General features: G+C 72.5%; 24 protein-coding genes. 7 read left to right on the top strand and 17 right to left on the bottom strand.

Translation table 11 applies throughout. From position 1 onward, the window contains the following. Window positions 1-48: 48 nt before the first annotated feature. Complete coding sequence (locus tag BIV23_RS27675) at window positions 49-597, bottom strand: M23 family metallopeptidase (RefSeq protein ID WP_071383682.1); 549 nt, start codon at window positions 595-597, stop codon at window positions 49-51. A 405-nt stretch (window positions 598-1002) separates the two neighbouring features. Between BIV23_RS27675 and BIV23_RS27670 the strand changes: the two genes are divergently transcribed. Then, window positions 1003-1635 (top strand): HAD family acid phosphatase, encoded by a 633-nt coding sequence (locus tag BIV23_RS27670; RefSeq protein ID WP_071383681.1) that lies wholly within the window; start codon window positions 1003-1005, stop codon window positions 1633-1635. Window positions 1636-1723: 88 nt separating this feature from the next. Here the strand turns inward: BIV23_RS27670 and BIV23_RS27665 are convergent, their stop codons facing one another. Then, window positions 1724-4249, bottom strand: coding sequence for an ATP-dependent Clp protease ATP-binding subunit (locus tag BIV23_RS27665; protein ID WP_071383680.1), 2526 nt, complete (start codon window positions 4247-4249; stop codon window positions 1724-1726). A 458-nt stretch (window positions 4250-4707) separates the two neighbouring features. Here BIV23_RS27665 and BIV23_RS27660 point away from each other — a divergent pair, with 458 nt between their 5' ends. After that, window positions 4708-5448, top strand: coding sequence for an SCO3374 family protein (locus BIV23_RS27660; RefSeq protein WP_177240054.1), 741 nt, complete (start codon window positions 4708-4710; stop codon window positions 5446-5448). Here the strand turns inward: BIV23_RS27660 and BIV23_RS27655 are convergent. The 10 genes from BIV23_RS27655 to BIV23_RS27610 all read right to left on the bottom strand — a co-directional run bounded on the left by BIV23_RS27655 (window position 5427) and on the right by BIV23_RS27610 (window position 13776). Continuing rightward, window positions 5427-5762 carry a histone-like nucleoid-structuring protein Lsr2 gene (locus tag BIV23_RS27655; protein WP_071383679.1) on the bottom strand — a complete coding sequence of 112 codons (336 nt, stop codon included), beginning with the start codon at window positions 5760-5762 and terminating at the stop codon, window positions 5427-5429. The genes BIV23_RS27660 and BIV23_RS27655 overlap by 22 nt on opposite strands. Before the next feature lie 203 nt (window positions 5763-5965). Continuing rightward, window positions 5966-6499 (bottom strand): amino-acid N-acetyltransferase, encoded by a 534-nt coding sequence (locus BIV23_RS27650; protein ID WP_071383678.1) that lies wholly within the window; start codon window positions 6497-6499, stop codon window positions 5966-5968. A 9-nt stretch (window positions 6500-6508) separates the two neighbouring features. Next, window positions 6509-6961, bottom strand: a complete 453-nt coding sequence (locus BIV23_RS27645; RefSeq protein ID WP_071383677.1) for a BlaI/MecI/CopY family transcriptional regulator — start codon at window positions 6959-6961, stop codon at window positions 6509-6511. A 167-nt stretch (window positions 6962-7128) separates the two neighbouring features. Continuing rightward, on the bottom strand, window positions 7129-7308 hold the full coding sequence (locus BIV23_RS27640; protein ID WP_071373304.1) for a hypothetical protein: 180 nt from the start codon (window positions 7306-7308) through the stop codon (window positions 7129-7131). Between the two features lie 99 nt (window positions 7309-7407). Beyond that, entirely contained in the window at window positions 7408-8055 is a 648-nt protein-coding gene (locus BIV23_RS27635) for a hypothetical protein (RefSeq protein ID WP_071383676.1), read from the bottom strand. Between the two features lie 230 nt (window positions 8056-8285). Next, a complete protein-coding gene (locus BIV23_RS27630) occupies window positions 8286-9083 on the bottom strand; it encodes a type III pantothenate kinase (RefSeq protein WP_071383675.1) in 798 nt (265 codons plus the stop codon). A gap of 5 nt (window positions 9084-9088) precedes the next feature. Beyond that, window positions 9089-10066 carry a carboxylating nicotinate-nucleotide diphosphorylase gene (gene nadC / locus BIV23_RS27625; RefSeq protein WP_071383674.1) on the bottom strand — a complete coding sequence of 326 codons (978 nt, stop codon included), beginning with the start codon at window positions 10064-10066 and terminating at the stop codon, window positions 9089-9091. A 37-nt stretch (window positions 10067-10103) separates the two neighbouring features. After that, entirely contained in the window at window positions 10104-11825 is a 1722-nt protein-coding gene (locus BIV23_RS27620; protein WP_177240053.1) for an L-aspartate oxidase, read from the bottom strand. Continuing rightward, window positions 11822-12823 carry a pantoate--beta-alanine ligase gene (panC, locus tag BIV23_RS27615; RefSeq protein WP_071383673.1) on the bottom strand — a complete coding sequence of 334 codons (1002 nt, stop codon included), beginning with the start codon at window positions 12821-12823 and terminating at the stop codon, window positions 11822-11824. The genes BIV23_RS27620 and panC overlap by 4 nt, the downstream gene beginning before the upstream one ends. Then, window positions 12823-13776, bottom strand: a complete 954-nt coding sequence (locus BIV23_RS27610; protein WP_071383672.1) for a Rossmann-like and DUF2520 domain-containing protein — start codon at window positions 13774-13776, stop codon at window positions 12823-12825. The genes panC and BIV23_RS27610 overlap by 1 nt, the downstream gene beginning before the upstream one ends. A gap of 196 nt (window positions 13777-13972) precedes the next feature. Between BIV23_RS27610 and BIV23_RS27605 the strand changes: the two genes are divergently transcribed. Next, window positions 13973-15130 carry a threonine aldolase family protein gene (locus tag BIV23_RS27605; protein WP_071383671.1) on the top strand — a complete coding sequence of 386 codons (1158 nt, stop codon included), beginning with the start codon at window positions 13973-13975 and terminating at the stop codon, window positions 15128-15130. Here the strand turns inward: BIV23_RS27605 and BIV23_RS27600 are convergent, their stop codons facing one another. After that, the gene (locus BIV23_RS27600) at window positions 15131-15337 is read right to left on the bottom strand and encodes a hypothetical protein (protein ID WP_071383670.1); all 207 of its coding nucleotides are present in this window, start codon (window positions 15335-15337) and stop codon (window positions 15131-15133) included. 170 nt (window positions 15338-15507) lie between these two features. On the opposite strand from BIV23_RS27600, the gene BIV23_RS27595 reads away from it, so the two are divergent. Next, on the top strand, window positions 15508-16611 hold the full coding sequence (locus BIV23_RS27595) for a DUF5937 family protein (protein ID WP_071383669.1): 1104 nt from the start codon (window positions 15508-15510) through the stop codon (window positions 16609-16611). Window positions 16612-16843: 232 nt separating this feature from the next. Here the strand turns inward: BIV23_RS27595 and BIV23_RS27590 are convergent, their stop codons facing one another. Both BIV23_RS27590 and BIV23_RS27585 read right to left on the bottom strand, forming a co-directional pair. Beyond that, window positions 16844-17515, bottom strand: a complete 672-nt coding sequence (locus BIV23_RS27590) for a response regulator transcription factor (RefSeq protein WP_071373295.1) — start codon at window positions 17513-17515, stop codon at window positions 16844-16846. Window positions 17516-17583: 68 nt separating this feature from the next. Further along, window positions 17584-18789 carry a sensor histidine kinase gene (locus tag BIV23_RS27585; RefSeq protein ID WP_071383668.1) on the bottom strand — a complete coding sequence of 402 codons (1206 nt, stop codon included), beginning with the start codon at window positions 18787-18789 and terminating at the stop codon, window positions 17584-17586. Window positions 18790-18907: 118 nt separating this feature from the next. Here BIV23_RS27585 and BIV23_RS52230 point away from each other — a divergent pair, with 118 nt between their 5' ends. Continuing rightward, window positions 18908-20233: an SAM-dependent methyltransferase gene (locus tag BIV23_RS52230; protein WP_245790665.1), complete on the top strand. Its 1326-nt coding sequence runs from the start codon at window positions 18908-18910 to the stop codon at window positions 20231-20233. A 17-nt stretch (window positions 20234-20250) separates the two neighbouring features. Here BIV23_RS52230 and BIV23_RS27575 read toward each other — a convergent pair whose 3' ends face one another. Beyond that, a complete protein-coding gene (locus BIV23_RS27575) occupies window positions 20251-21402 on the bottom strand; it encodes an NADH-quinone oxidoreductase subunit D (protein WP_071383667.1) in 1152 nt (383 codons plus the stop codon). Between the two features lie 31 nt (window positions 21403-21433). On the opposite strand from BIV23_RS27575, the gene BIV23_RS27570 reads away from it, so the two are divergent. Both BIV23_RS27570 and BIV23_RS27565 read left to right on the top strand, forming a co-directional pair. After that, a complete protein-coding gene (locus BIV23_RS27570; RefSeq protein ID WP_071383666.1) occupies window positions 21434-21982 on the top strand; it encodes a PH domain-containing protein in 549 nt (182 codons plus the stop codon). 32 nt (window positions 21983-22014) lie between these two features. Further along, a complete protein-coding gene (locus BIV23_RS27565) occupies window positions 22015-23400 on the top strand; it encodes a PH domain-containing protein (RefSeq protein WP_079173410.1) in 1386 nt (461 codons plus the stop codon). A gap of 85 nt (window positions 23401-23485) precedes the next feature. On the opposite strand, the gene BIV23_RS27560 is transcribed toward BIV23_RS27565, so the two are convergent. Then, window positions 23486-24742: a hypothetical protein gene (locus tag BIV23_RS27560; RefSeq protein ID WP_177240052.1), complete on the bottom strand. Its 1257-nt coding sequence runs from the start codon at window positions 24740-24742 to the stop codon at window positions 23486-23488. Window positions 24743-24789: the final 47 nt, after the last annotated feature.

The raw sequence follows: 24789 nt of genomic DNA, 5'->3' as shown, positions 1-24789 counted from the left end.
TTCGATTTCAGGCGCATCACACTAGGGGGGCCTAGGGGGTGACGCCGCTCAGAAGGTGACGCCCTTGCCGCGCAGGAAGGCGGCCGGGTCGACGGCGGAGCCGTGGTTCGGGGTCGTACGGATCTCGAAGTGCAGGTGCGGACCGGTGGAGTTGCCGGTGGAGCCGGACAGTGCGATGCGCTGGCCGGTCCTGACGACGTGGCCCGCCTTGACGTCGACCCGGGACAGGTGCGCGTACTGCGAGTACGCGCCGTTGCCGTGCCTGATCACGACGGCGTTGCCGTACGCGGGGCCGTCACCGGCACCGTTCGGGCCGGCCTTGACGACGGTGCCGCCGTGCGCGGCGACCACCGCGGTGCCGGTCGGCACGGCGAGGTCCAGACCGCTGTGCTTGGTCTGCCACATGCCGCCGGCCTGCATGAAGCGGGCCGACAGCGTGTACTTCTGCACCGGGTCGACCCAGCCGGCCGACGGCGCGGCCGCGCTCGCCGCCCCGGTCCCCACGACGGCCAGGGACCCCACGGCGGCGGCCAGGACAGCCACCCGGGCGCGGAGCGGGGACGTACGGGAAGAACGGGACATGACGCGCTGGAACATCGAAACCTCGTGGACTCGGGGACAGAACCGCCACCCGGCGAACGGAGGTTCCTCCGGGCGGCCACTCCTTGGTAGCCCAGCACCCCGCCCACCCCAAAACGCCCGTCCTACGAAGCCCGGTAGGAGATACCCCCGCCCCGAGGCCGCCGTTCTTTGCCGACGACCTCCCGACATGACGTTCCCTTTGTCCGTCCTTTACCCGCCCGGCTGACTCCACTATCCGGACTAGTAGGGGGCATAACGCCCGTGCGGCATATCACCGGGTTCCCTGGCCGCGATCACGTGAATGTGACGCGCACTTCCAGGCACCTACCGTTCGGTAACCCTACGGTTCCCCTCACGCCACCCTCACCTCAGATCATGCCCCTGACATTCAGGCCCGTCCGTGTGAGAGGACCCCCACCGATGACCAGAGGCCCCTGGGCTCGCCGTATCTCCGCCACCGCCGTCTCCGTGGCCGCCCTGACCGCTCTGGCCGCCCCGGCCCAGGCCGCGACCACGAGCAGCGCGACCGCCGACGCCACCGCCACCGCGACGGCCACGAAGGTGGACTACGCGACCTGGCAGAAGGACTGCCAGACGGTGATGGACCAGGCCCTGCCGTACCTGAAGCAGCGCATCGCCGCCGCCAAACCGGGCGAGAAGCAGGCGATCGTCTTCGACATCGACAACACCACGCTGGAGACCGACTACGGCTTCAGCTACCCCCAGCCGGCCAACAAGCCCGTGCTGAACGTCGCGAAGTACGCCCAGGAGCACGGCGTCTCACTCTTCTTCGTCACTGCCCGCCCGGGCATCATCGAAGAGCCCACCGAGTGGAACCTGGAGTACGACGGCTACGACGTCTCCGGCCTCTACGTCCGCGGCCTGTTCGACCTCTTCAAGGACGTCGCCGCCTACAAGACGGCCCAGCGCGTCGACATCGAGAACAAGGGCTACACGATCATCGCGAACATCGGCAACAGCGCCACCGACCTCTCCGGCGGCCACGCCGAGAAGACGTTCAAGCTCCCCGACTACAACGGCCAGTTGTCCTGACGGCCGTCGGTGCTTGATCCCCGGATGCGGTGAAGGGGCCGGTGCCCAAAGGCACCGGCCCCTTCGACCCGGCTGATCCGCCGGAGGCTTACGCCTCCTTGCTCAGGTTCGGCCCGGCACCGCCGGCCGCCTGCTCGATCGGCGGGACGTCGGGCAGCGCCGACTTCTCCTCACCGCGGAAGGTGAAGGTCTGGGCGTCGCCCTCGCCCTCGGTGTCCACGACCACGATGTGACCGGGGCGCAGCTCGCCGAAGAGGATCTTCTCCGAGAGCGTGTCCTCGACCTCGCGCTGGATCGTGCGACGCAGCGGACGCGCGCCCAGCACCGGGTCGTAACCCTTCTTGGACAGCAGCTCCTTGGCGGACTGGGAGAGCTCGATGCCCATGTCCCGGTCCTTCAGGCGCTCGTCCACCTTGCTGATCATCAGGTCGACGATCCGCAGGATGTCCTCCTGCGTCAGCTGCGGGAAGACGACCACGTCGTCGACGCGGTTGAGGAACTCGGGCCGGAAGTGCTGCTTCAGCTCGTCCTGGACCTTGTTCTTCATGCGCTCGTAGTTGGTCTTCGTGTCACCCGAGGCCGCGAAGCCCAGGTTGAAGCCCTTGGAGATGTCCCGGGTGCCGAGGTTGGTCGTCATGATGATGACCGTGTTCTTGAAGTCCACGACCCGGCCCTGGGAGTCGGTCAGGCGACCGTCCTCCAGGATCTGCAGCAGCGAGTTGAAGATGTCCGGGTGGGCCTTCTCGACCTCGTCGAACAGGACGACGGAGAACGGCTTGCGGCGCACCTTCTCGGTGAGCTGGCCGCCCTCTTCGTAGCCCACGTAGCCGGGGGGCGAACCGAACAGACGCGAGACCGTGTGCTTCTCGCTGAACTCCGACATGTCGAGGGAGATCAGCGCGTCCTCGTCGCCGAAGAGGAACTCGGCGAGCGCCTTGGACAGTTCGGTCTTACCGACACCGGACGGGCCGGCGAAGATGAACGAACCACCGGGGCGCTTCGGGTCCTTGAGGCCCGCACGCGTACGACGGATCGCCTTCGACAGCGCCTTGACGGCGTCGACCTGGCCGATGACCCGCTTGTGGAGCTCGTCCTCCATGCGCAGCAGGCGGGAGGACTCCTCCTCGGTCAGCTTGAAGACCGGGATGCCGGTGGCGGTCGCGAGGACCTCGGCGATCAGCTCGCCGTCGACCTCGGCGACGACGTCCATGTCGCCGGCCTTCCACTCCTTCTCGCGCTTGGCCTTGGCGGCCAGCAGCTGCTTCTCCTTGTCACGGAGGGAGGCGGCCTTCTCGAAGTCCTGCGAGTCGATCGCGGACTCCTTGTCCCGGCGGACGGCGGCGATCTTCTCGTCGAACTCGCGCAGGTCCGGCGGAGCGGTCATCCGGCGGATGCGCATCCTCGATCCGGCCTCGTCGATCAGGTCGATCGCCTTGTCCGGCAGGAAGCGGTCCGAGATGTACCGGTCGGCCAGGGTGGCCGCCTGGACCAGGGCCTCGTCCGTGATGGAGACGCGGTGGTGGGCCTCGTAGCGGTCGCGCAGGCCCTTGAGGATCTCGATCGTGTGCGGCAGGGACGGCTCGGCGACCTGGATGGGCTGGAAACGGCGCTCCAGGGCGGCGTCCTTCTCCAGGTGCTTGCGGTACTCGTCCAGCGTGGTCGCACCGATGGTCTGCAGCTCACCGCGGGCCAGCATCGGCTTCAGGATGCTGGCGGCGTCGATCGCGCCCTCGGCAGCACCCGCACCGACCAGCGTGTGCAGCTCGTCGATGAACAGGATGATGTCGCCGCGGGTGCGGATCTCCTTGAGCACCTTCTTCAGGCGCTCCTCGAAGTCACCGCGGTAGCGGGAGCCGGCGACCAGGGCGCCGAGGTCCAGCGTGTAGAGGTGCTTGTCCTTGAGCGTCTCGGGCACCTCGCCCTTGACGATGGCCTGGGCGAGGCCCTCGACGACGGCGGTCTTGCCGACGCCGGGCTCACCGATCAGGACCGGGTTGTTCTTCGTACGGCGGGACAGCACCTGCATGACCCGCTCGATCTCCTTCTCGCGCCCGATGACCGGGTCGAGCTTGGACTCACGAGCGGCCTGGGTGAGGTTCCGGCCGAACTGGTCGAGGACGAGGGAGGTCGAGGGGGTGCCCTCGGCCGGGCCGCCGGCGGCGGCGGTCTCCTTGCCCTGGTAACCGGAGAGCAGCTGGATGACCTGCTGCCGCACCCGGTTGAGGTCTGCGCCCAGCTTGACCAGGACCTGGGCTGCGACGCCCTCGCCCTCACGGATCAGGCCGAGCAGGATGTGCTCCGTGCCGATGTAGTTGTGGCCCAGCTGAAGGGCCTCGCGGAGCGACAGCTCCAGGACCTTCTTGGCACGGGGAGTGAAGGGGATGTGCCCGGACGGGGCCTGCTGGCCCTGGCCGATGATCTCCTCCACCTGCTGGCGGACCGCCTCAAGCGAAATGCCGAGGCTCTCCAGGGCCTTAGCGGCGACACCTTCGCCCTCGTGGATGAGACCCAGGAGGATGTGCTCGGTGCCGATGTAGTTGTGGTTGAGCATCCGGGCTTCTTCCTGAGCCAGGACGACAACCCGCCGCGCGCGGTCGGTGAACCTCTCGAACATCGTTAATCGCTCCTCAGAGCGGTCAGGCAGTGGGGGGAACTTCCCCTCCCTGTCCTTCCGCAGCTTAGTCCCGCAAGCGGGGACCGCTCATTCCAACTGCCGACACCGTCCTTGGCCTCCTGACCCCGAACGCCGACATCTGTCCCAACCTGATGGTGCGAGACGATGTTCCCGCAGGCCAGGCAGTTACCCTCATCGCCAGTACGCCGATGGCGAACGTGAGACGGGCCGTCCTGCGTGTCGCCCCCTCCCACTAGGCATGTCTTACCCGCGGGCACGGACACTCCATGCCCGTACGGCCCCGTTCCCTCCGCTATGGGCGAACAACCTCGCGCTTCCCCGGACCCCCACACGCCCTCTTTTCCGGAACCATCCGCAATCAGTCGAGTACGCAACGTAACCATCAGGTCGCTCGGCCGGTTGCACCTGGCATGGCTGGTCCGGCCCGGGAGCTCCGTATGACTCACCCTGTCCACACCGTCCCCTTTCCCCGCCGGCCCCTCGACCCGGGCGACGGCCTCGTCGGCCCTCCTGCCCCGGAATCGGGGCTCTGTGCCGCGGCGGCCGGCCCGGAGGCGCGAACCCGCCACTGGTACGAGAACGATCTGGGGTGGGCGACCATGCCCGGACGACCGCTGCGGCTGCTCACCGGGGTGCGGTTCGACGTCCTGGACGTGCCGGCCGAGGCGGGCGCGCGGGCGCTCCGGCGTCTCGCGCCGGGCTCTCCGGTGGCGCTGCGCGGCGACCGGATGCAGCTGCTGGTGGCCGCGGGCGGCGCGGAGGAGCTGCCGGGACTGCTGGACTGGCTGGAGTGGAGCGCCGTCCTCCTCGACCTGCGGACCCTGGGCGCGGGCGGCGCGATGGAGGCACCGGGGCCGCCACCGGGGGCCGGTCGTGTGCCGCAGGCTCCGATGTCATCGCTGCCGGATACCGGTGTGCCGGACGCCGGTGTGCCGACGGCCGGTCCGGCTGTCGGCTCCGTACGGGGGGCCGCCGTGTGGCTGCGGCCCCCCGGCCCGGGAGGCGAGGCCGAGGCCTCGCTGCCGGCGCTGTCGGCCATGGGACGCGAGGGGAGCGTCCCCGATCTCGTGCGACTGGTGGACACGGTGGCAGCGGAGTGTCACCGCGTCCGGCTGCGGCGCGCGTGCGCCGGGCCGTCGCCCGCCGTGCGGCGGGATCAGCCGTTGGCCTTCTCATAGGCCTCGCGGATGTTCCCCGGAACACGGCCGCGGTCGTTGACCTCGTAGCCGTTCTCCTTCGCCCAGGCGCGGATCGCCGCGGTGTCCTGGTTGCCACCGGAAGCGGCGCGGGCCTTTCCGCGTCCACCAGAGGCACGGCCTCCGGTACGACGACCGCCCTTCACATAGGGCTCGAGAAGCCCACGCAGCTTGTCCGCATTGGTGGTCGTGAGATCGATCTCGTACGTCTTGCCGTCCAGCGCGAACGTCACGGTCTCGTCCGCCTCGCCGCCGTCGAGGTCGTCGACAAGAAGGACCTGAACCTTCTGTGCCACCGGATTTCCTTTCATCGATAACGTTGAGGGCCAGGGGTGTGCGGCGTCCGCCGTTTCGCCGCCCCTGTTATATGCAGTACTGCACTACGCCGGAAAGCAAACCGCTTTTGCCGGAAAAACACAAACCCCCGGGAGAGCACTGGTGGATCCCCTGGACCCGGAAACATGCGCGTTTCGGACATAGGGCACTCGGGCAATGACGATCACAGATGCAGAAGCATCCGGCTGTTGCCCAGGGTGTTCGGTTTCACCCGTTCGAGACCGAGGAACTCGGCGACGCCCTCGTCATAGGAACGCAACAGCTCCGCGTAGACATCGGCGTCGACGGGGGTCTCACCGATCTCCACGAAGCCGTGCTTCGCGAAGAAGTCCACTTCGAAGGTGAGGCAGAAAACGCGGCGAACGCCGAGCCGGCGTGCGGTCTCGACCAGCCTCTCCAGCAACTGATGGCCGACGCCGGCGCCCTTGAGACCCGGCTTCACCGCGAGAGTGCGGACTTCCGCGAGGTCCTCCCACATGACGTGCAGCGCACCGCAACCGACCACCTCGGCGTTGTCGTCGCGTTCCGCGACCCAGAACTCCTGGATGTCCTCGTAAAGCGTGACGGTTGCTTTGTCGAGCAGGATGCGGTCACGCACGTAGGCGTCGAGGAGGCGGCGTACGGCCGGGACATCGCTGGTCCGCGCCCGGCGGACGGTGATGTCTTTTGCGGAGACTTCGGGGCGCTCGGCTGACATGAGCGGACGCTATCGCCCGGCGGCGTCCTCCGCCGAGCCGGGGTTCTCCTCTTGGCGAGGTTCGGCGGGTTCCTGTCGCGCGGGTTCCTGTTGCCGGGGTTCGGGAGCTTCGGGGGCTGCGGAAGCTTCCGGGGTATCCGGTCCCTGGACGATGCGTACCGCGTCGCGGAGGGCGTGCCGCTGTTCCTCGCTCATCATCCCGAAGAAGGCGACGAGAGCGGCCGCCGGGTTGTCGCTCTGCGACCACGCGTCGTTCATCAGCGCGGCGGCGTACGCGGCTCGTGTCGAGACGGCCTCATATCGATAGGCCCGCCCTTCCGCCTCCCGGCGGACCCAGCCCTTCTGATGGAGATTGTCCAAAACGGTCATCACGGTGGTGTACGCGATCGAGCGTTCCTGCTGGAGGTCTTCCAGGACTTCTCGAACCGTCACCGGGCGGTTCCACTTCCACACCCGCGTCATGACGGCGTCTTCGAGTTCTCCCAATGGGCGAGGCACAACTCAGAACAATAGTGGGAGATCCGGACAATGGCGTGCCGGACGTGCACTAACCCTGCGAACGCGAACAAAAAGGGCGTACGACCCGAAACCGCACCCGTGGGATGCGGGAGCCGTACGCCAGGGGTGGATCAGGCGTCGCCGCCGGCGGAGGCCTGCCGCGCACTCTCCGCGCGCGCGAGGGCGGCGTCGACGGCCGCGTCCTCCTTGGCCTTGGCGGCCCCGCCCTGGGTCTTCACGATCACCCTGACCAGACCGATGAAGAACACGGCCATCACGACCGGGGGCACGAGCGCGGAGACGTAGTCCATGCCCCCAGAGTAGCCACGCGGGAACGGGCGAGGGGTACGGGGTGCGCGAACCACCCGGTCGCGCCCCCGACCCGCACGGACACCGGCGAGGGAGGGGGGTCAGCCTGCGGCGAGTTGACGGGACTGAGTGCCCTCCGTCGGCGGCGCCGGCTTGCGGCGCGGGAAGACCTCGCCCGGTGTCGGGATGGGGCGCTTCGGTGGTGCCGGCTGCGGGGCGGGGCGCTCCGCGGGAGCCGGTCCGGGCTTCTGTGCGGGCTTCTCCGCCGGTTTCGCCCGCTCCCCGGCCTCCTGGACGCCGGACTCGCCCACGCCGCCCGGAAGGGCCGTCAGGCGCGTCCGTGAGGGCGGTACGGCGGGAGCGGGCACCGTCCGGGCGCCCTGTGCGAACCGGGCTCGTACGTCCTGCTCGGCCAGCGCCCGGCAACGGTCCAGCAACGCGGCCGCCGCGGGATTGCCGCGCAGCGCCCGCAGCGCCGCCAGGTCGTCCGGGGTCGGCCGGTGCCCGGCGCCCAGCGCCTCCTCCAGGAGGGCGAGGTAACCGGCGACGGTACCCGGCAGCGCGGCCCGGTACCGGCCGAGGTCGGCCACCAGGAACGCGCGCAGTCTCGCCCCCTCGCACATCGCCTCGTCGAGCGACTCGGCGAGGCGGAAACAGTCCTGGACATCCCCGGCAGAGGCTTGACCGGGGTGAAGGGCGAGGGCGAGGGCGCGACGGAGCACACGCAGCTCCTCCACGCCGAACGCCATGCCGCCGCGGGATCCGTATGGCGTGGGCATGCGGCGACGCTACCGCTAATCGGACAAAAGTGACGGACCGGAATGCTGTGTCGCCGCGTGTCGCTCCCGGTTTCCCTCGACCGGGGCCACGAGTTCCCTCGACCGGGGCCACGAGACACGCGCCCGCGCACGATATCCGCGCGATATCCGCGCGCGGTGGACGCGAAAACCGGCGCCTCCCGAAGAGGGCGCCGGTCGTCTCACATGCGCGACACGTTCCGCTCGTACACCAGGCGCAGCCCGATCAGCGTCAGCCACGGCTGGTGCTCGTCGATCGCCGAGGACTCCCCCAGCACCATCGGCGCGAGCCCGCCCGTGGCGATCACGGTCACGTCGTCCGGGTCCTCGGCCAGCTCCCGGGCCATCCGCTCGACCACCCCGTCGACCTGCCCGGCGAAGCCGTACACGATGCCCGCCTGCATGGCCTCGACGGTGTTCTTGCCGATCACGCTGCGCGGCCGGGCCACCTCGATCTTCCGCAGCTGCGCGCCCTTGACGCCGAGCGCCTCCACGGAGATCTCGATGCCGGGGGCGATGACACCGCCGACGTACTCCCCGCGCGCGGAGACCGCGTCGAACGTGGTCGCCGTGCCGAAGTCGACGACGATCGCCGGACCGCCGTACAGCTCCACGGCCGCGACCGCGTTGATGATCCGGTCCGCGCCGACCTCCTTGGGGTTGTCGGTGAGGATCGGCACGCCCGTCTTCACGCCCGGTTCGACCAGCACCGCGGGCACGTCGCCGTAGTACCTGCGGGTGACCTCGCGCAGCTCGTGCTGCACCGACGGGACGGTCGCGCAGATGGCGATGCCGTCGATGCCGTCGCCCAGCTCCTCGCCGAGCAGCGGGTGCATGCCCATCAGGCCCTGGAGCAGCACCGCCAGCTCGTCCGCCGTGCGGCGCGCGTCCGTGGAGATGCGCCAGTGCTCGACGATGTCCTCGCCGTCGAACAGGCCGAGGACGGTGTGCGTGTTGCCGACGTCGATCGTGAGCAGCATGGCCGTTACTCCGCCTCGCGAAGGTCCAGGCCGATGTCGAGGATCGGCGAGGAGTGGGTGAGCGCGCCGACCGCCAGGAAGTCCACACCAGTGTCGGCGTACGCGCGCGCGGTGCCGAGCGTCAGCCGCCCGGAGGCCTCCAGCAGGGCCCGGCCGCCGACGATGCCGACGGCCTCCGCGCACTCGCCGGGCGTGAAGTTGTCCAGGAGGATCAGGTCGGCGCCCGCCTCGACCACCTCGCGCAGCTGGTGCAGCGTGTCGACCTCGACCTCGATCGGCACGTCCGGGAACGTCTCCCGTACGGCCTTGAAAGCCTGCGCGACGCCGCCGGCGGCGACCACGTGGTTGTCCTTCACCAGGGCCGCGTCGGACAGCGACATGCGGTGGTTGACGCCCCCGCCGCAGCGGACCGCGAACTTCTCCAGCGAGCGCAGACCAGGGGTCGTCTTGCGGGTGTCGCGGACCCTGGTCTTCGTGCCCTCCAGCGCGTCCGCCCACGCGCGCGTGGCGGTCGCGATGCCGGACAGACGGCACAGGATGTTCAGCGCGCTGCGCTCGGCGGTGAGCAGGTCACGCGTGCGCGAGGTGACCGACAGCAGCTTCTGCCCGGCCTCGACCCGGTCGCCGTCCTCGACGTACCGCTCGACCTCGAACTCGTCCGTGCAGACCACGGACAGCACGGCCTCGGCGACCCGGAGGCCCGCCACGACGCCCGCCTCGCGCGCGGTGAAGTCGCCGGTGGCGGTGGCCTCCTCGGGGATGGTCGCGACGGTCGTCACGTCCACGCCGCCGTCCAGGTCCTCCTGGATGGCGACGTTGGCGACGTCCTCGACCTCGATGGGGTCGAGCCCGGCGGCGGCCAGCAGCTCGGCGAGCGCGGGATCGAGCCCGCACTCCAGGTATTCGTGGTCGCCCTCGGCGCCGCAGGCGCAGTCGTCGCCGCAGCCGCCGGCGGAGGCGAGGGGAAGGTCGTCGGTGCTCACGTCTGTCACTGCTCCTGGGGCGCTGGGTTCGCTGGTGTTACCGGGTCGGGGGGAAGTCTGCGGTGTCGGTGGTGCGTACGGCCAGCGACCGGTCGGGGCTCAGCCGTACGACGATGTGGCGCCGCCAGTCGGTGTCGTCGCGCTCGGCGCGGTCCTCGCGCCAGTGGCAGCCGCGGGTCTCCTCGCGCAACCGGGCGGCGGCGACCAGGACACGGGCGACGCACAGGAGGTTGGTGGCCTCCCAGGTGTCGACACCGGGCTCGGCGGTCTTGCCGTGCTCCTCGAGCGCGTCGCGGGCCTGCGTGTGCAGCCCCTGGAGCTGTTCGGCGGCCCGGGCGAGGGACCGCTCCGAGCGGAGCACGCCCGCGCCCTCGGTCATGATCCGCTGGATGGCGAAGCGGGTCTCGGGGGCGAGCAACGGGTGCGCGGGCGTCTCGGGGTGCGGAACCGGTGCGGGCACGCGCGCGTGGAGGCCGTTCTCCGCCCGCGCGGCGGCGATGTCGGCGGCGATGCTCTCGGCGTAGACGAGGCCTTCGAGCAGGGAGTTGGACGCGAGCCGGTTCGCGCCGTGCACGCCGGTGCAGGCGACCTCGCCGCACGCGTACAGGCCCGGCACCGTCGTCCGGCCCCGCGCGTCGGTGCGCACGCCCCCGGAGGCGTAGTGGGCGGCCGGGGCGATCGGGACGGGCTCGGTTATCGGGTCGATGCCGTGGGCGCGGCAGGCGGCCAGGATGGTCGGGAAGCGGTGCTCCCACATGTCGGCGCCGAAGTGCCGGGCGTCGAGGTACATGTGCTCGGCGTCCTGCTCCTGCATCCGCCGCATGATGCCCTTGGCGACGATGTCCCGGGGTGCCAGCTCGGCCAGTTCGTGCTGGCCCACCATGAAGCGCACGCCGTCGCCGTCGACCAGATGGGCGCCCTCGCCGCGCACCGCCTCCGAGACCAGCGGCATCTGGCCCTCGGCGTCCGCGCCGATGAACAGCACGGTCGGGTGGAACTGGACGAACTCCAGGTCGGAGACCTCGGCGCCCGCGCGCAGCGCCAGGGCCACGCCGTCGCCGGTGGACACGGACGGGTTGGTGGTCGACGAGTACACCTGGCCCATGCCGCCGGTCGCGAGGACCACCGCGGGGGCGTGCACGGCGCCCACCCCGTCGTGCTGGCCCTCGCCCATCACGTGCAGCGTGACTCCGGCCGTGCGGCCCTCGGCGTCGGTCAGCAGGTCCAGCACGAGGGCGTTCTCGATCGTGCGCAGCCCTCGCGCGCGTACCGCCTCCACCAGGGCACGGGAGACCTCGGCGCCGGTCGCGTCGCCGCCCGCGTGGGCGATGCGGCGCCGGTGGTGGCCGCCCTCGCGCGTGAGGGCCAGTCCGCCCTCGGAGGACTCGTCGAAGTGGGCTCCGGTGTCGATGAGCCGGCGTACGGCGCCGGGGCCCTCGGTGACGAGGATCCGGACGGCCTCCTCGTCGCAGAGGCCCGCGCCGGCCACCAGGGTGTCGTCGAGGTGCTGCTCGGGTGTGTCGCCCTCGCCGAGGGCGGCGGCGATGCCGCCCTGCGCCCAGCGCGTGGAGCCGTCGTCCAGGCGGGCCTTGGTGACGACGACCGTCGTGAGCCCGGCGGCCTCGCAGCGCAGGGCCGCGGTCAGGCCGGCCACGCCGGACCCGACGACGACCACGTCCGCGGAGATGCTCCACCCGGGGGCGGGCGCGTGCAGACGTATGCCCGTGTTGATGCCTGTGCTGGTGCCTGTGCTGGTCACGAGGCGGCTCCGAGGGTTCCGAAGGTGAGGGGGAGGTTGTCGATCAGCCGGGTCGTACCGACCCGGGCGGCGACGGCGAGGACGGCCTCGCCGGTGAAGTCGTCGCCGATCTCGGTGAAGTCGGCGGGGTCGACCAGCGCGAGGTAGTCCAGCCGGAGCGGCGGGACGAACCGCGCGGCCTCGTCCAGGATCTGGCGGGCCGCCGCGCGGACCGCGGCCGGACCGCCGGGCGCGGCGGTGGCGACGGCGTGCGCGTCGGCCGCCGCGCGGGACTCCCCTATGGCGCTGAGCGCCTCGGCACGCGCGTGCGTGGAGGGCACTTCACGGGCACGCGCGCGCAGCGCCTCCTGCGCGGCGTGCCGGTCGCGGCCGGCGAACAGCGCGCGGGACAGCGCGAGCGCCGTACCGCGCTCCTCGGGCGAGAGGTAGCGGTTGCGGCTGGACAGGGCGAGCCCGTCCGCCTCGCGCACCGTCGGTACGGCGACGATCTCGACGCCGAAGTTCAGGTCCCGCACCATGCGCCGGATCAGGGCCAGCTGCTGGGCGTCCTTCTGCCCGAACAGGGCCGCGTCGGGGCGGGTGAGGTGCAGCAGCTTGGCGACGACGGTGAGCATGCCGTCGAAGTGGCCCGGCCGCGAGGCGCCCTCCAGCCGCTCGCCCATCGGGCCGGCGGTGACGCGTACCTGGGGGGCACCGCCGGGGTAGACCTCGTCCGCGGAGGGTGCGAACACCGCGTCCGCGCCCGCCTGCTCGGCGATCTTCAGGTCGGCGTCGAGGGTGCGTGGATAGCGGTCGAGGTCCTCGCCCGCGCCGAACTGGAGGGGGTTGACGAAGACGGTGACGACGACCTCGCCGTCGCGGCCCGCCAGCTCCCGCGCGCTGCGGATCAGGGTCGCGTGGCCCTCGTGCAGGGCGCCCATCGTCATCACGACGGCACGTCGGCCGCGGCGCACGCGTGCGTGCAGCTCGTCGGCGGTGCTCAGCAGGACGGTGGTCATCAGGCGTTCCCCTTGGGGCCGTTGGTGCCATTGGTGCCGTTGGTGCCGTTGGATCCGTCGGCCAGCACGCCGAGCAGATCCTCGGCGAGTTCCGGCTTCAGCAGGCCGTGGGCGAGGGCCCGGTCGGCGGTGGCGCGGGCCATCGCGAGGTAGCCCGCGACGGTCTGCGGGGCGTGCTTGCGCAACTCGGTGACGTGCGCGGCGACCGTGCCGGCGTCCCCGCGCGCGACCGGCCCGGTGAGCGCCAGGTCGCCGGAGCGCAGCGCGTTGTCGAGGGCGGCGCCGAGCAGCGGGCCGAGCATCCGGTCGGGCGCCGTCACACCGGCCGTGCGCAGCAGTTCCATGGACTGTGCGACGAGGGTGACCAGGTGGTTGGCGCCGAGGGCGAGGGCCGCGTGGTAGAGCGGGCGGTTCTCCTCGCTGATCCACTCGGGCTCGCCGCCCATCTCGATGACCAGGGCCTCGGCGGCCAGCCGCAGCTCCTCGGGCGCGGTGACGCCGAAGGAGCAGCCGGCCAGCCGCTGGACGTCCACCGGGGTGCCGGTGAACGTCATCGCCGGGTGCAGCGCCAGCGGCAGCGCGCCCGCGCGCAGGGCGGGGCCGAGGACCCCGGCGCCGTACCGGCCCGAGGTGTGCACGAGCAGCTGGCCCGGCCGTACGGCTCCGGTCTCGGCGAGGCCGCCGACCAGGCCGGGCAGGGCGTCGTCGGGGACGGTCAGCAGCACCAGGTCGGCGCGCTGGAGGACCTCGGCGGGCGGCACCAGCGGCACGCCCGGGAGCATGGTCTCGGCGCGCCTGCGGGAGGCGTCGGAGACCCCGGAGACGGCCACCGGGCGGTGCCCGGCGAGCTTGAGGCAGGCGGCCAGCGCGGGACCCACGCGGCCGGCGCCGACGACGCCGACGGTGAGCCGCGCGGGGCGGTCCTTGAGGTCTGGCTGGTGGACTGTACTCACGCGACGGCGGCCTTCCCGTTCCAGTCCGCTCTGGGTACCGGACGATGTACCGGACGATTTCTCGTCATGTTAACGCTATCCGGTTCGACAGCGGCCGGTCGTCCACAGGCTGTGGGTTTCGCCACGCCGCCGCGAGGGCTTCGACGGGGCGGAAATCCCGGTGCCGGGCGTGTTCGCGGCGCGGCATGATCGCGTCATGACCGAGACGGCTGAGCAGGATCAGAGGCGGGCACGGCAGGAGCGGCGGGTGACCGCGGCCAGACAGGCACGGCGCGTGCTCCACCGCGCCCCGTTCGAGGGCACGATCCGGGAGCGCCTGGACTGGCTGGCCCGGACGGCACCCGAGGTCCACGACCTCGACGAGCGGGCCGACATGTACGGCGACCGGATCGTGGGCACCCTGGAGGACAGGGTCGCCGCGCTGCTCGGCACGGAGGCCGTCGCGTTCTTCCCGACCGGCACGATGGCCCAGCAGGTGGCCCTGCGCTGCTGGGCCGCCCGCACCGGCGACCCCACGGTCGCCCTGCACGGCCTCGCCCATCCCGAGGTGCATGAACGGAACGCGTTCAGCCAGGTCAGCGGCTTGCGCCCGGTGCGGGTGACCAGCGAGCCCCGGCTGCCCACGGCCGCCGAGATACGCGACTTCGACGAGCCCTTCGGCGCGCTGATGCTGGAACTGCCCCTCAGGGACGCCGGTTACGTCCTGCCCACCTGGGAGGAGCTGACCGAGGTCGTCGAGGCCGCGCGGGAGCGCGACGCGGTGGTGCACTTCGACGGCGCGCGCCTGTGGGAGTGCACGGAGCACTTCGGGCGCTCCCTGCAGGAGATCGCCGCCCTGGCGGACAGCGTCTACCTGTCGTTCTACAAGTCCCTCGGCGGCTTCGGCGGCGCCGCCCTGGCCGGCCCGAAGACGCTGGTCGAGGAGGCGAAGACCTGGCGGCACCGGTACGGCGGCATGGTCTTCCAGCAGTTCCCGACCGTGCTGTCGGCCCTCGCGGGACTGGAGACGGAACTGCCCCGGCTGCCCGGCTATGTGCGGCACGCACGCGTGGTGGCCGCCGCGCTGCGCGAGGGGTTCGCCGAGGCCGGCGTGCCGTGGGTCCGCGTGCACCCCGCGGTGCCGCACACCCACGAGTTCCGGGTCTGGCTGCCGTACGCCCCCGACGTGCCGGCCGAGGCGGCGGTGCGGCAGGCGGAGGAGACCTCGGTCCTGCTGTTCGCGCGGGCCTGGGACCACGGCGGACCGGACCTGGCCGTGACGGAGGTCACGGTCGGCGCGCGGGGCCTGGAGTGGACGGCGGACGACGTGCGGGCGGCCGTCGCCGACTTCGTGACGCGCCTGCCCGCGCCGTGATCACAGTGCGCGAGGACGCAGCCGGCGGCGCAGGGCGTACCGTACGCGCCCGCGTGCCGGGCGTTCGGCGATGACCGCGCTGAAGCGCCGGTACTCGCGCAGTGCGCGCACGGCCTGAAGGTCGTGGCGCCCCGGGGCGGGCGGCTCGGGCTCGCCGAGCGTGCGCGCACGGTGGGTGTCGAGGAGGTACTGCTGGGTGATGCTCATGGCGGATCGCCTTTACGGGATGTTCGGGACCTGGCTCATCTGCGGGTGATCGGGCTTCGCGGCTGCCCCGGTGCTTCCAGCCTGGTAGAGCCCGGTGCGGATGTCCCGTGGATTGACGACTGCCGTCAATCCACGGAGGCACTGTCAGCGGGCCGGTGCACGATGGGTGCATGAGCGTGACGATCGACATCACCGGACTGCCGCCCGAGCGGGTCCGGATCGTGCCCTCCCCGCTGGCGGAGCTGGGGATGGCACTGCACGCGCTCAGCGAGCCCGGCCACCACCCGGACCTCCAGGGCTGGGCGACCGCCGTCTCGTCCCGGCTGGACCCCCGCCTGGCCGACCGGCTCTGCGAGGCGGACTTCTTGTGGCGTACGACGTTCTCGGACGTCTTCGCCCCCTTCGGCGGCATCCCCGGCCGGCGCGCCCTGCCCGGCGCCACCCTCGCCGAGGACCTGGACCTCCTGGACGAGCTGACGGACGAGCAGTTCGTCGACGCCGCCCTGGAGTTCACCTGCCGGCTGAGCTACGACGTCCAGGAGCCGGCCCTCCTGGACGACCCGGAGCTGCGCCGCCGCTCCCTGGAGCTGGCCGCCGCGCGCGGGGCCGTACAGGAGCAGTTCGCGCGCCGGCTGCTGGAGGACCCGCCGCTCGTCCGGGCGTGGTTCCGGCAGCTGATGCTCGACTGCGACGAGGCCTTCTTCGCCGACACCTGGGCCCGCATCGAGCCCCAGCTCGCCGCCGACGCCCGGCACAGGACCGAGCTGCTGCGCCGCAAGGGCCTCGGCGAAGCCGTCGCATCCCTGTCCGAGGCCGTCTCGCTGGACGCGGAGGCCGAGCTGATCACGGTCGACAAGCTCTCGGTGGGCCGCACCGCCACGGGCGACGGCGGCCTGGTCCTGGTGCCGACCAGCCTCGGCTGGCCGCACGTCCTGGTGCTGCACCGCTTCGGCTGGCAGCCCTCGATCACCTATCCCGCGAGCGGCACGCGCCCGCAGGCCCCCTCCGTCGAGCAGCTCACGCGCCGCCTGGAGGCGCTGGCCCACCCGGTGCGGATACGGCTGTGCCGGCATCTCGCGCGCGCCCCGCACACCACGGGCGAACTGGCCGACGCGCACGGCATGTCGGCCCCCGAGATATCCCGGCACCTCGCGGTGCTGAAGAAGGCGGGCCTGATCACCGACTGCCGCCGCGGCCGGTACGTCCAGCACCAGCTGGACCTGTCCGCGGTGGCCCGGCTGGGCAGCGACTTCATCGAGGGCGTCCTGCGCTGACGCCCCCGCGCGGGGCCGCCGCAGCCACCGGGCGCCGGGCGCGCCGGCCTCGGCGAGCGAGTCGGCGCCGGGCAGTGCGTCCACCCCGCCGGAGCCCCGTGTCCGGTGCCCGCTGTCAGGCCCCGCCCGGTCGGAGCCCGCAGGCCCGCCGAGGTCGGCACCGACCGGCGTCGGCCGACCGTACGACGCCCTCGGCCCCCGTCGGGCGCCCCCGGGTCCCCTTGAGCCCGGGTCAGCCGTGTCCGCCCGCGCGGACCAGCCCGGTCTCGTACGCCAGCACGACCACCTGCACCCGGTCGCGCAGGCCGAGCTTGGTCAGGATGCGGCCCACGTGGGTCTTGACCGTGGCCTCGCTGAGCACCAGCCGGGCCGCGATCTCGCCGTTGGACAAGCCCTGCGCGACGAGCACCATCACCTCCCGCTCCCGGTCGGTGAGCCGCTCCAGCTCCTTGTGCTGCGGCTCCTTGCCGGTGGCGGGCAGCATCGGCGCGAAGCGGTCCAGCAGCCGCCGGGTCGTGGAGGGCGCCACGACCGCGTCACCGCTGTGCACGGACCGGATGGCGGCCAGCAGCTCGCCGGGCGGCACGTCCTTGAGCATGAACCCGGAGGCGCCCGCCTTCAGCCCGGAGAACGCGTACTCGTCCAGGTCGAACGTGGTCAGGATCAGCACCTTCGGCGCGTCCGGCTCCGCACAGATCCGGCGGGTGGTCTCCACCCCGTCCAGCTTCGGCATGCGGACGTCCATCAGCACGACGTCGACCGGGGTCGTGCGCAGTACCTGGAGGGCCTCGACGCCGTCGCCCGCCTCCGCGACGACCTCCATGTCCGGCTGGGCGGCGAGCACCATCCGGAACCCGGTGCGCAGCAGCACCTGGTCGTCGACGAGCATCACGCGGATCGTCATCGGGCCTCTTTTCAGGAGTCGGCTTTCAGGGGCGGCTTACAGGTGTCGGTGGGGAGCGCGTGAAGACTTCAGTGCGCCGGTTTGAGCGGGAGCAGGACGCTGATGCGGAATCCTCCGCCCGGGCGCGGGCCCGCGTCCAGCGTGCCGCCGACCATGCCGACGCGCTCGCGCATGCCGATCAGCCCGTGCCCCTGGCCGTCGGCGCCGCCCTCCTCGTACAGCTCGTGCGGGGCGCCCTTGCCGTCGTCCTCGACCAGCAGACCGAGCCCGTCGTCGAAGTAGACCAGCCGCACGCTCGCGCCCGCGCCCGGCCCGCCGTGCTTGCGGGTGTTGGTCAGCGCCTCCTGCACGATCCGGTACGCGGTCAGCTCCACGCCGCTCGGCAGCGGGCGCGGGGTGCCCTCGACCTTGAAGTCGACCGGCAGCCCGGCGGTCCGGCACTGCTCGACGAGGTCGTCGATCTGGTCGACATCGGGCTGCGGGACGTACTCCCCGCCCTCCTGGTGCTCCCCGGTGCGCAGCACGCCCAGCAGGCGGCGCATCTCGGCGAGCGCCTGCCGGCCGGTGGAGGAGATCGTCTCCAGGGCCTTCTTGGCCTGGTCGGGGGCGGCGTCGAGGACGTAGGCGGCGCCGTCGGCCTGCACCACCATCACCGACACGTTGTGTGCGACGACGTCGTGCAGCTCGCGCGCGATCCGGGCGCGCTCGGCGGCGACCGCGACCTTCGCCTGCGCCTCGCGCTCCTTCTCCAGGCGGGCGGCGCGCTCCTCCAGCTGGGCGAAATACGCACGCCGCGTGCGCATGGAGTCACCGAGCACCCAGGCGAGCGCGAAGGGCACCGTCTGGAAGACCGCGACGGCGACGTGCCCGACGAAGCTGGAGTGCGCGGCCGGCCAGCGGATCTGCGCGACGGTCGCCGCGCCGAGGCTGACGCAGAGCGCGACCCGTGAGGCCCAGCGCGCGCCGATCGCCGCGACCGTGAACGTGATCACCAGCATCGCGAAGTCGGCGACGGTCGTCTCGACGTCCAGGACCAGCTGGGCCAGTCCCGTCGCGCACGCGACCAGCAGCATCGCCTCCGGGAAACGGCGGCGCAGTGCGACGACCGCGCACAGCACGACGGACACGGCCAGGCTCGCGGCGATCGACCCGTGGTGCCCTCCCGCCCCGTGCAGATTGACCACGCTCACGCCGGACAGCCCGAACAGGACGACGGCCCAGAAGGTGTCGACCCAGGTCGGGTGGCGGCGGAGGAAGTCGTAGAGGCGCTGCACGTAACCCAGAGTAGGGAAACGTGGTGCGTGCAGGGGTCAACCGGAGGGCCGATCCACATCCGGTGCGCGTACTCCGCAAGGTGGAGGAAGTGATCATCTGTGTGCCTAGTCTGTTCCGGTGACGGATGAGACGGCGCGGGAAGCGGAACCACCCTCCGACGACCGGCGCGACCGGCGCGACGGGCGTGGCTGGCGTGCGGCGGCCGAGGCGGCGCTGTACGGGCCCGGCGGCTTCTACCGGCGCCCGGAGGGCCCGGCCGGCCACTTCCGCACGTCCGTGCACGCCTCCCCGCTGTTCGCGCGGGCCGTGGCCCGGCTGCTGTGCCGGGTGGACGAGGCCCTGGGGCGGCCCGACGCGCTGGACTTCGTCGACATGGGAGCGGGCCGGGGCGAGCTGGTCACCGGCGTGCTCGCCGCCCTGCCGGCCGACGTGGCCGCACGCGCGCGTGGGTACGCCGTCGAACGCGCCGACCGCCCGGCCGGTCTGGACCCGCGCATCACCTGGCTGCCCGAGCCCCCGGCGGCGGTCACCGGGCTGCTGTTCGCCAACGAGTGGCTGGACAACGTGCCCGTCGACGTCGCCGAGGTCGACCCCGCGGGTGTGCCCCGGCTGGTGCTCGTCGCCGAGGACGGCACCGAGCGGCTCGGGGAGCCCGTGACGGGCGCGGCGGCGGACTGGCTCGCCCGCTGGTGGCCGCTGCCGGCCGAGGCGGGGCTGCGCGCGGAGATCGGACTGCCCCGGGACCTGGCGTGGGCGTCGGCGGTCGGCCGGGTGGTGCGCGGGCTCGCGGTGGCGGTGGACTACGCGCACACCCGCGACACGCGCCCCCCGTTCGGGACGCTCACCGGCTTCCGGGAGGGGCGCGAGACGACGCCCGTGCCGGACGGGTCGTGCGACATCACCGCGCACGTGGCGCTGGACGCGTGCGCGGCGGCCGGCGCCCCGGAGATGCTCCGCGGCACCCGGACCGCGGAGGGAGACAGGAGTGCGGGGCGCGAACCCCAGGGAACACCACACACGTCCCCCGATGCACCCGGCACGTTTCCCGATTCAGCGCGCATGCCCTCCAGCGAGGCGCGTGCGCTCCCCGAAGGGGCGCACGCATCCAAGAACACCACCAGTGCACCCCTGGACGCCCCTACCGCGCCTGCCACGCCCCGGAACACGGCGCGCACGCCCCATGACACGGCGCAGGAGCCCCACGACACGGCGCGCATGCCGTCACCCGCACGCCTGCTCACGCAGCGCGCCGCCCTGCGCGCCCTGGACCTCACCGGCGCGCGCCCCCCGCTCGCGCTGGCCTCCACCGACGCCGCCGCCTACGTACGCGCCCTCGCGAGCGCCGGAGAGGCCGGCGAACTCACCGCGCCGGGCGGCCTCGGCGACTTCGGCTGGCTGGTCCAGCCGGTCGGCGTCCCGGACCCGCTGGAGACGGCCCCCTAGGCCCCCGCCCGACCGGGCTACTTGTCGATGTCGCCGACCACGAAGAACATCGACCCCAGGATCGCCACCATGTCCGCCACCAGCGTCCCCGGCAGCAGCTCGGTCAGCACCTGGATGTTGTTGTACGACGCCGAGCGCAGCTTGAGCCGGTACGGCGTCTTCTCGCCCTTGCTGACCAGGTAGTAGCCGTTGATGCCGAGCGGGTTCTCGGTCCACGCGTACGTGTGCCCCTCGGGCGCCTTCAGGACCTTCGGCAGCCGCTGGTTGATCGGGCCCGGCGGCAGTTCGGCGAGCCGGTCCAGGCAGGCGTCGGCGAGGTCGAGCGCGTTGTGGGTCTGCTCCAGGAGCACCTCGAAGCGGGCGAGGCAGTCGCCCTCGCTCCGGATCGCGACCTTCAGGGTGTCCTGGAGGTCGCCGTACGCCAGGTACGGCTCGTCGCGGCGCAGGTCGAAGTCGACGCCCGAGGCGCGCGCGATGGGTCCGCTCACGCCGTAAGCGTGCACCGCTTCCGGTGTCAGCGCGCCGACTCCGCGCGTGCGCCCCCGGAAGATCTCGTTGCCGAGCACCAGGTCGTCGAAGACGTCCATGCGCGAGCGCACGGCGGCCACGGCGGCACGCGCGCGTGCGCTCCAGCCGGCCGGCAGGTCCTCCTTGAGACCGCCGACACGGTTGAACATGTAGTGCATGCGCCCGCCGGAGACCTCCTCCATCACGTTCTGGAGCACCTCGCGCTCGCGGAACGCGTAGAACACCGGGGTGATGCCGCCCAGCTCCAGCGGATAGGAGCCGAGGAACATCAGGTGGTTGAGCACCCGGTTCAGCTCGGCGAGCAGCGTGCGGGTCCACACCGCCCGCTCGGGCACCTCCATGCCGAGCATCCGCTCCACGGCGATGACCACGCCCAGCTCGTTCGAGAACGCCGAGAGCCAGTCGTGGCGGTTGGCGAGCACGATGATCTGCCGGTAGTCGCGCGCCTCGAAGAGCTTCTCGGCGCCGCGGTGCATGTAGCCGATCACGGGCTCCGCGCGCACGATGCGCTCCCCGTCCAGCACCAGCTTGAGCCGCAGCACACCGTGCGTGGACGGGTGCTGGGGCCCGATGTTGAGCACCATGTCGGTGCTCTCCGCGGCGCCGCCGATCCCGACGGTGGTCCGGGTCGTAGGAGTCATGGCCCCAGTTTCCCCTACGTACGCTGGCCCCATGGAAACGGGGAGCCCGCACGAGGCGGGGACGGCGGGGAGTGCGGACATGGCGGACAGGGCGGGGACGGCGGGGATACCGGGGGACGAGCCGGTGTGGCGGGGGCTGCCGCCGGGCCTGCTGCGGATGCGCCGGCTGCTGCTCTCGGTGTGGACGGCGCTGCTCGCGCTCGCCGCGGGCCTGCTGCCGGGCCTGTTCGCGGGGCCCGCGTGGGCGGCGTTCGCGCTGCTGCCCGTGGTGTGCGCCGCGTGGTGCTGGCGGCTGCTGGGGCGCAACTGGCGCTCGTGGCGCTACGCCGAGCGCGCGGACGACCTGCTGATCAGCCGCGGCGTGCTGTGGCGCGAGGAGACGGTGGTGCCGTACGGGCGGATGCAGCTGGTGGAGGTCACCTCCGGGCCGGTGGAGCGCCGCTTCGGGCTGGCCACCGTGCAGCTGCACACGGCGGCCGCCGCGACCGACGCGACCATCCCCGGCCTTGACCCGGCCGAGGCGGAACGGCTGCGGGACCGGCTCACCGAGCTGGGCGAGGCACGATCGGCGGGCCTGTGAGCAGCCCGGACCACGCCGACGGCACCGACGCCATGGACACGCCGAAGGCCAGGGGCACCGCGTACGGCGCGCGCCCGGACGGCGGCGGGGAGACGGCGGGCGCGCAGGACGCCGAGGAGCGCATACCCGTGGCCGAGCGCCGGCTGCACCCGGTCACGCCCTTCCGGCGGGCGTGGGCGCCGGTCGCCGTGCTCGCCGGCTGGGCGGTGCACGACCCGAACGGCGCGCAGGAGCAGCTGGCGCGGCTGACCGACACCATGCTCCTGCTGGGCCTCGCGGTCCTGGTGCCGGTGGCCGGCCTGTACGGCTTCCTGTCCTGGTGGTTCACGCACTTCGCGGTCACCGGCTCCGAACTGCGCATCCGCACCGGCCTGTTGTTCCGGCGCACCGCGCACATCCGGCTGGAGCGCATCCAGGCCGTGGACGTCTCGCGTCCCCTCCTCGCGCGCGTGGCGGGCGTCGCGAAGCTGCGGATCGATGTCGTGGGCGCCGACAAGAAGGACGAGCTGGCCTTCCTCGGGGAGCAGGAGGCACGCGCCCTGCGCGCGGAACTGCTCGCGCGCGCGGCGGGTTTCGCACCCGAGACGGCACATGAGGTCGGCGAGGCGCCGGCGCATGAGCTGCTGCACGTGCCCCCGCGCGCGCTCGCGCTCTCCCTGGTGCTGACGGCCGCCACCTGGGGCTCGCTGTGCGCCGCGCTCCTCGTGCCGACCGTACTGTGGCTCACCACCCACAACCTGTGGACCGTCCTCGGCACCGCCCTGCCGCTGCTCGGCGGGGCCGGCGCGCACAGCGCGGGACGGTTCGTCGCCGAGTTCGACTGGAAGGTGGCCGAGTCCCCGGACGGACTGCGCATCGACCACGGGCTGCTCGACCGCACGCACGAGACCGTGCCGCCAGGCCGGGTGCAGACCGTGCGGATCGTGGAGCCCCTGCTGTGGCGGCGGCTCGGCTGGGTCCGGGTGGAGCTGGACGTGGCCGGGTCCGCCAACTCGGTGCTGATACCGGTCGCCCCGCGCGCGGTCGCCGAGTCCGTCATCGCGCGCGTGCTGCCGGGCGTGACGGTGCCTCAGGAACTGTCGCGCGCACCGGGACGGGCCCGGTGGTGCGTGCCGGTGTGGTGGCGCGGCCGTCGTCTCGCGGTCACCGGCACGGTGTTCGCCACCCGGCACGGCCTGCTGCGCCGCAGCCTCTCCCTGGTCCCGCACGCCAAGGTGCAGAGCGTACGGCTCACCCAGGGGCCCTGGCAGCGCCTGTGGCGGCTCGCCGACGTCCACGTGGACACCGGGGCCGGAAAGACCGTCACCGCCGGGCAGCGGGACGCCGAGGAGGCCGTACGGCTGCTGCACGAGCAGGCCGAGCGGTCCCGCACCGGACGCCGGGACGCCCGCCCGGACCGCTGGATGACCGCCGGGTGACCCCTGGCCGGCCGCCGCGACGACGTGGGCCCGGCTCCCCTCGGGGGAGCCGGGCCCACTGCCTCGCAGGACTGCGGAGCACGCCTCAGGAAGCCGCGCTGCGCAGGCCCTGGACGTCGATCTGCTCGGTCTCGTCGTGCGCGGTCAGGTCGATGACCTGCCCCGCACCGTCCGCCTGCGCGTCGGCGGGCTTGAACGCGGCCTCGGCCTCGGCCTTGTGCACGGCGAGGGCCTCCGGGCCGACGACGTCGGCGAGGTCCTCGTTCTGCACCGAGTCCAGCGCGGCCTGGGGCGCGGCCTTCTGGGTGCCGAAGAAGTCGAAACCACCCTCGACCACCGGTCGCCGGGCGGGCGCGGCAGGTACGACGGCCACCGCGGTCGGCACCGTGAAGTGCCCGGCGGGCGGCTGCCCCATCGGCCGTACCGGCTCGAGATCGGCGCTCTGCGCGGTGGCCTCGCTCGCGGCGACACCGGCGCCGTCGGTCACGTCGCCGGTCAGCGCGTCCGCGGCGTCCTCCCCGGCCCCGGCTTCGGCTTCGGCTTCGCCAGCCGACTCGGCGCCTTCTCCTTTGGCGACGGAGTCGGCCTCGGCCTCGACCTCGGAAACGGCGTCGTCGGAACCGGCGGCGTCGGAGAGCCCGGCCTCAGGAGCCGTGTCCTCGGCCGCCTCGGACTCGGCCTCGTCGACGACCTCGGTCCCGGCCGGAGCTTCCTGCTCGAACCCGGCCAGAGCCGTCAGGGCGCGCTTGTACAACCAGGCGCCCTCGGCCGAGAAGACCGCGCGCGCCGACGGCACCTCGCTGTCGGGCTGCTCCGTCGCCTCGGCCGCTTCCGGCTCCGGTTCGGCGCTGCGCGCGGGCGGCAGGGCGAGCGAGGACGAGGGCTCGGCGGCCTCGATCTCCAGCAGCCGGCGGCCTTCCAGGGCGCTCGCGCGCTCGGTCTCCGCCGTGGCGTACCGGCGCAGCAGGGCCGCGTGCTCGTTGCGCAGGCGGGCCAGCTCGGCACGCTTGGCGCGCAGCCGCTGCTCCAGCTTGGTCCGCAGCTCGCGGGATTCCTCGAGATCGGTCTCCAGTTCGGCGACCCGTTCCTCGTTGCGCCATTCGTCGCTGGCACGCGCGCGCGTGAGTTCGGCGACCTGCTTGCCCGCCTGCGCGTCCCAGCGGCGCATCACGATCGCGCCGGCGACAGCGGTCGCCGCGGCGACCGCGGCCAGGGCGCGCAACACCGTGGCCCCGGAGAACGCCCAGGGACCCAGCGCGCAGACGACGGAGACACCGGCGATCGCCGAGGGAGGCAACAGCCGGTGCAGAGGTGGGGAATGGCGGTGGCGTCCACGTGGCATGGCCAGAAACTTACCGCGCGTAGGCGAATCGCGGGCCCCCGCCCCGT

The sequence above is a fragment of the Streptomyces monashensis genome (assembly GCF_001866665.1).
In the GTDB taxonomy this organism is placed as follows: domain Bacteria; phylum Actinomycetota; class Actinomycetes; order Streptomycetales; family Streptomycetaceae; genus Streptomyces; species Streptomyces monashensis.
The sequence above is the reverse complement of the archived record's forward strand: the minus strand, read 5'-3'. Positions and strand labels throughout refer to the sequence as shown.

Excerpts from the sequence above, each read along its gene's own strand:
- BIV23_RS27675 (WP_071383682.1), bottom strand. The coding sequence starts at position 597 with ATGTTCCAGCGCGTCATGTCCCGTTCTTCCCGTACGTCCCCGCTCCGC.
- BIV23_RS27670 (WP_071383681.1), top strand. The coding sequence starts at position 1,003 with ATGACCAGAGGCCCCTGGGCTCGCCGTATCTCCGCCACCGCCGTCTCC.
- BIV23_RS27665 (WP_071383680.1), bottom strand. The coding sequence starts at position 4,249 with ATGTTCGAGAGGTTCACCGACCGCGCGCGGCGGGTTGTCGTCCTGGCT.
- BIV23_RS27660 (WP_177240054.1), top strand. The coding sequence starts at position 4,708 with ATGACTCACCCTGTCCACACCGTCCCCTTTCCCCGCCGGCCCCTCGAC.
- BIV23_RS27650 (WP_071383678.1), bottom strand. The coding sequence starts at position 6,499 with ATGTCAGCCGAGCGCCCCGAAGTCTCCGCAAAAGACATCACCGTCCGC.
- BIV23_RS27645 (WP_071383677.1), bottom strand. The coding sequence starts at position 6,961 with ATGACGCGGGTGTGGAAGTGGAACCGCCCGGTGACGGTTCGAGAAGTC.
- BIV23_RS27640 (WP_071373304.1), bottom strand. The coding sequence starts at position 7,308 with ATGGACTACGTCTCCGCGCTCGTGCCCCCGGTCGTGATGGCCGTGTTC.
- BIV23_RS27635 (WP_071383676.1), bottom strand. The coding sequence starts at position 8,055 with ATGGCGTTCGGCGTGGAGGAGCTGCGTGTGCTCCGTCGCGCCCTCGCC.
- BIV23_RS27630 (WP_071383675.1), bottom strand. The coding sequence starts at position 9,083 with ATGCTGCTCACGATCGACGTCGGCAACACGCACACCGTCCTCGGCCTG.
- panC (WP_071383673.1), bottom strand. The coding sequence starts at position 12,823 with ATGACCACCGTCCTGCTGAGCACCGCCGACGAGCTGCACGCACGCGTG.
- BIV23_RS27605 (WP_071383671.1), top strand. The coding sequence starts at position 13,973 with ATGACCGAGACGGCTGAGCAGGATCAGAGGCGGGCACGGCAGGAGCGG.
- BIV23_RS27600 (WP_071383670.1), bottom strand. The coding sequence starts at position 15,337 with ATGAGCATCACCCAGCAGTACCTCCTCGACACCCACCGTGCGCGCACG.
- BIV23_RS27595 (WP_071383669.1), top strand. The coding sequence starts at position 15,508 with ATGAGCGTGACGATCGACATCACCGGACTGCCGCCCGAGCGGGTCCGG.
- BIV23_RS27590 (WP_071373295.1), bottom strand. The coding sequence starts at position 17,515 with ATGACGATCCGCGTGATGCTCGTCGACGACCAGGTGCTGCTGCGCACC.
- BIV23_RS27575 (WP_071383667.1), bottom strand. The coding sequence starts at position 21,402 with ATGACTCCTACGACCCGGACCACCGTCGGGATCGGCGGCGCCGCGGAG.
- BIV23_RS27570 (WP_071383666.1), top strand. The coding sequence starts at position 21,434 with ATGGAAACGGGGAGCCCGCACGAGGCGGGGACGGCGGGGAGTGCGGAC.
- BIV23_RS27565 (WP_079173410.1), top strand. The coding sequence starts at position 22,015 with ATGGACACGCCGAAGGCCAGGGGCACCGCGTACGGCGCGCGCCCGGAC.
- BIV23_RS27560 (WP_177240052.1), bottom strand. The coding sequence starts at position 24,742 with ATGCCACGTGGACGCCACCGCCATTCCCCACCTCTGCACCGGCTGTTG.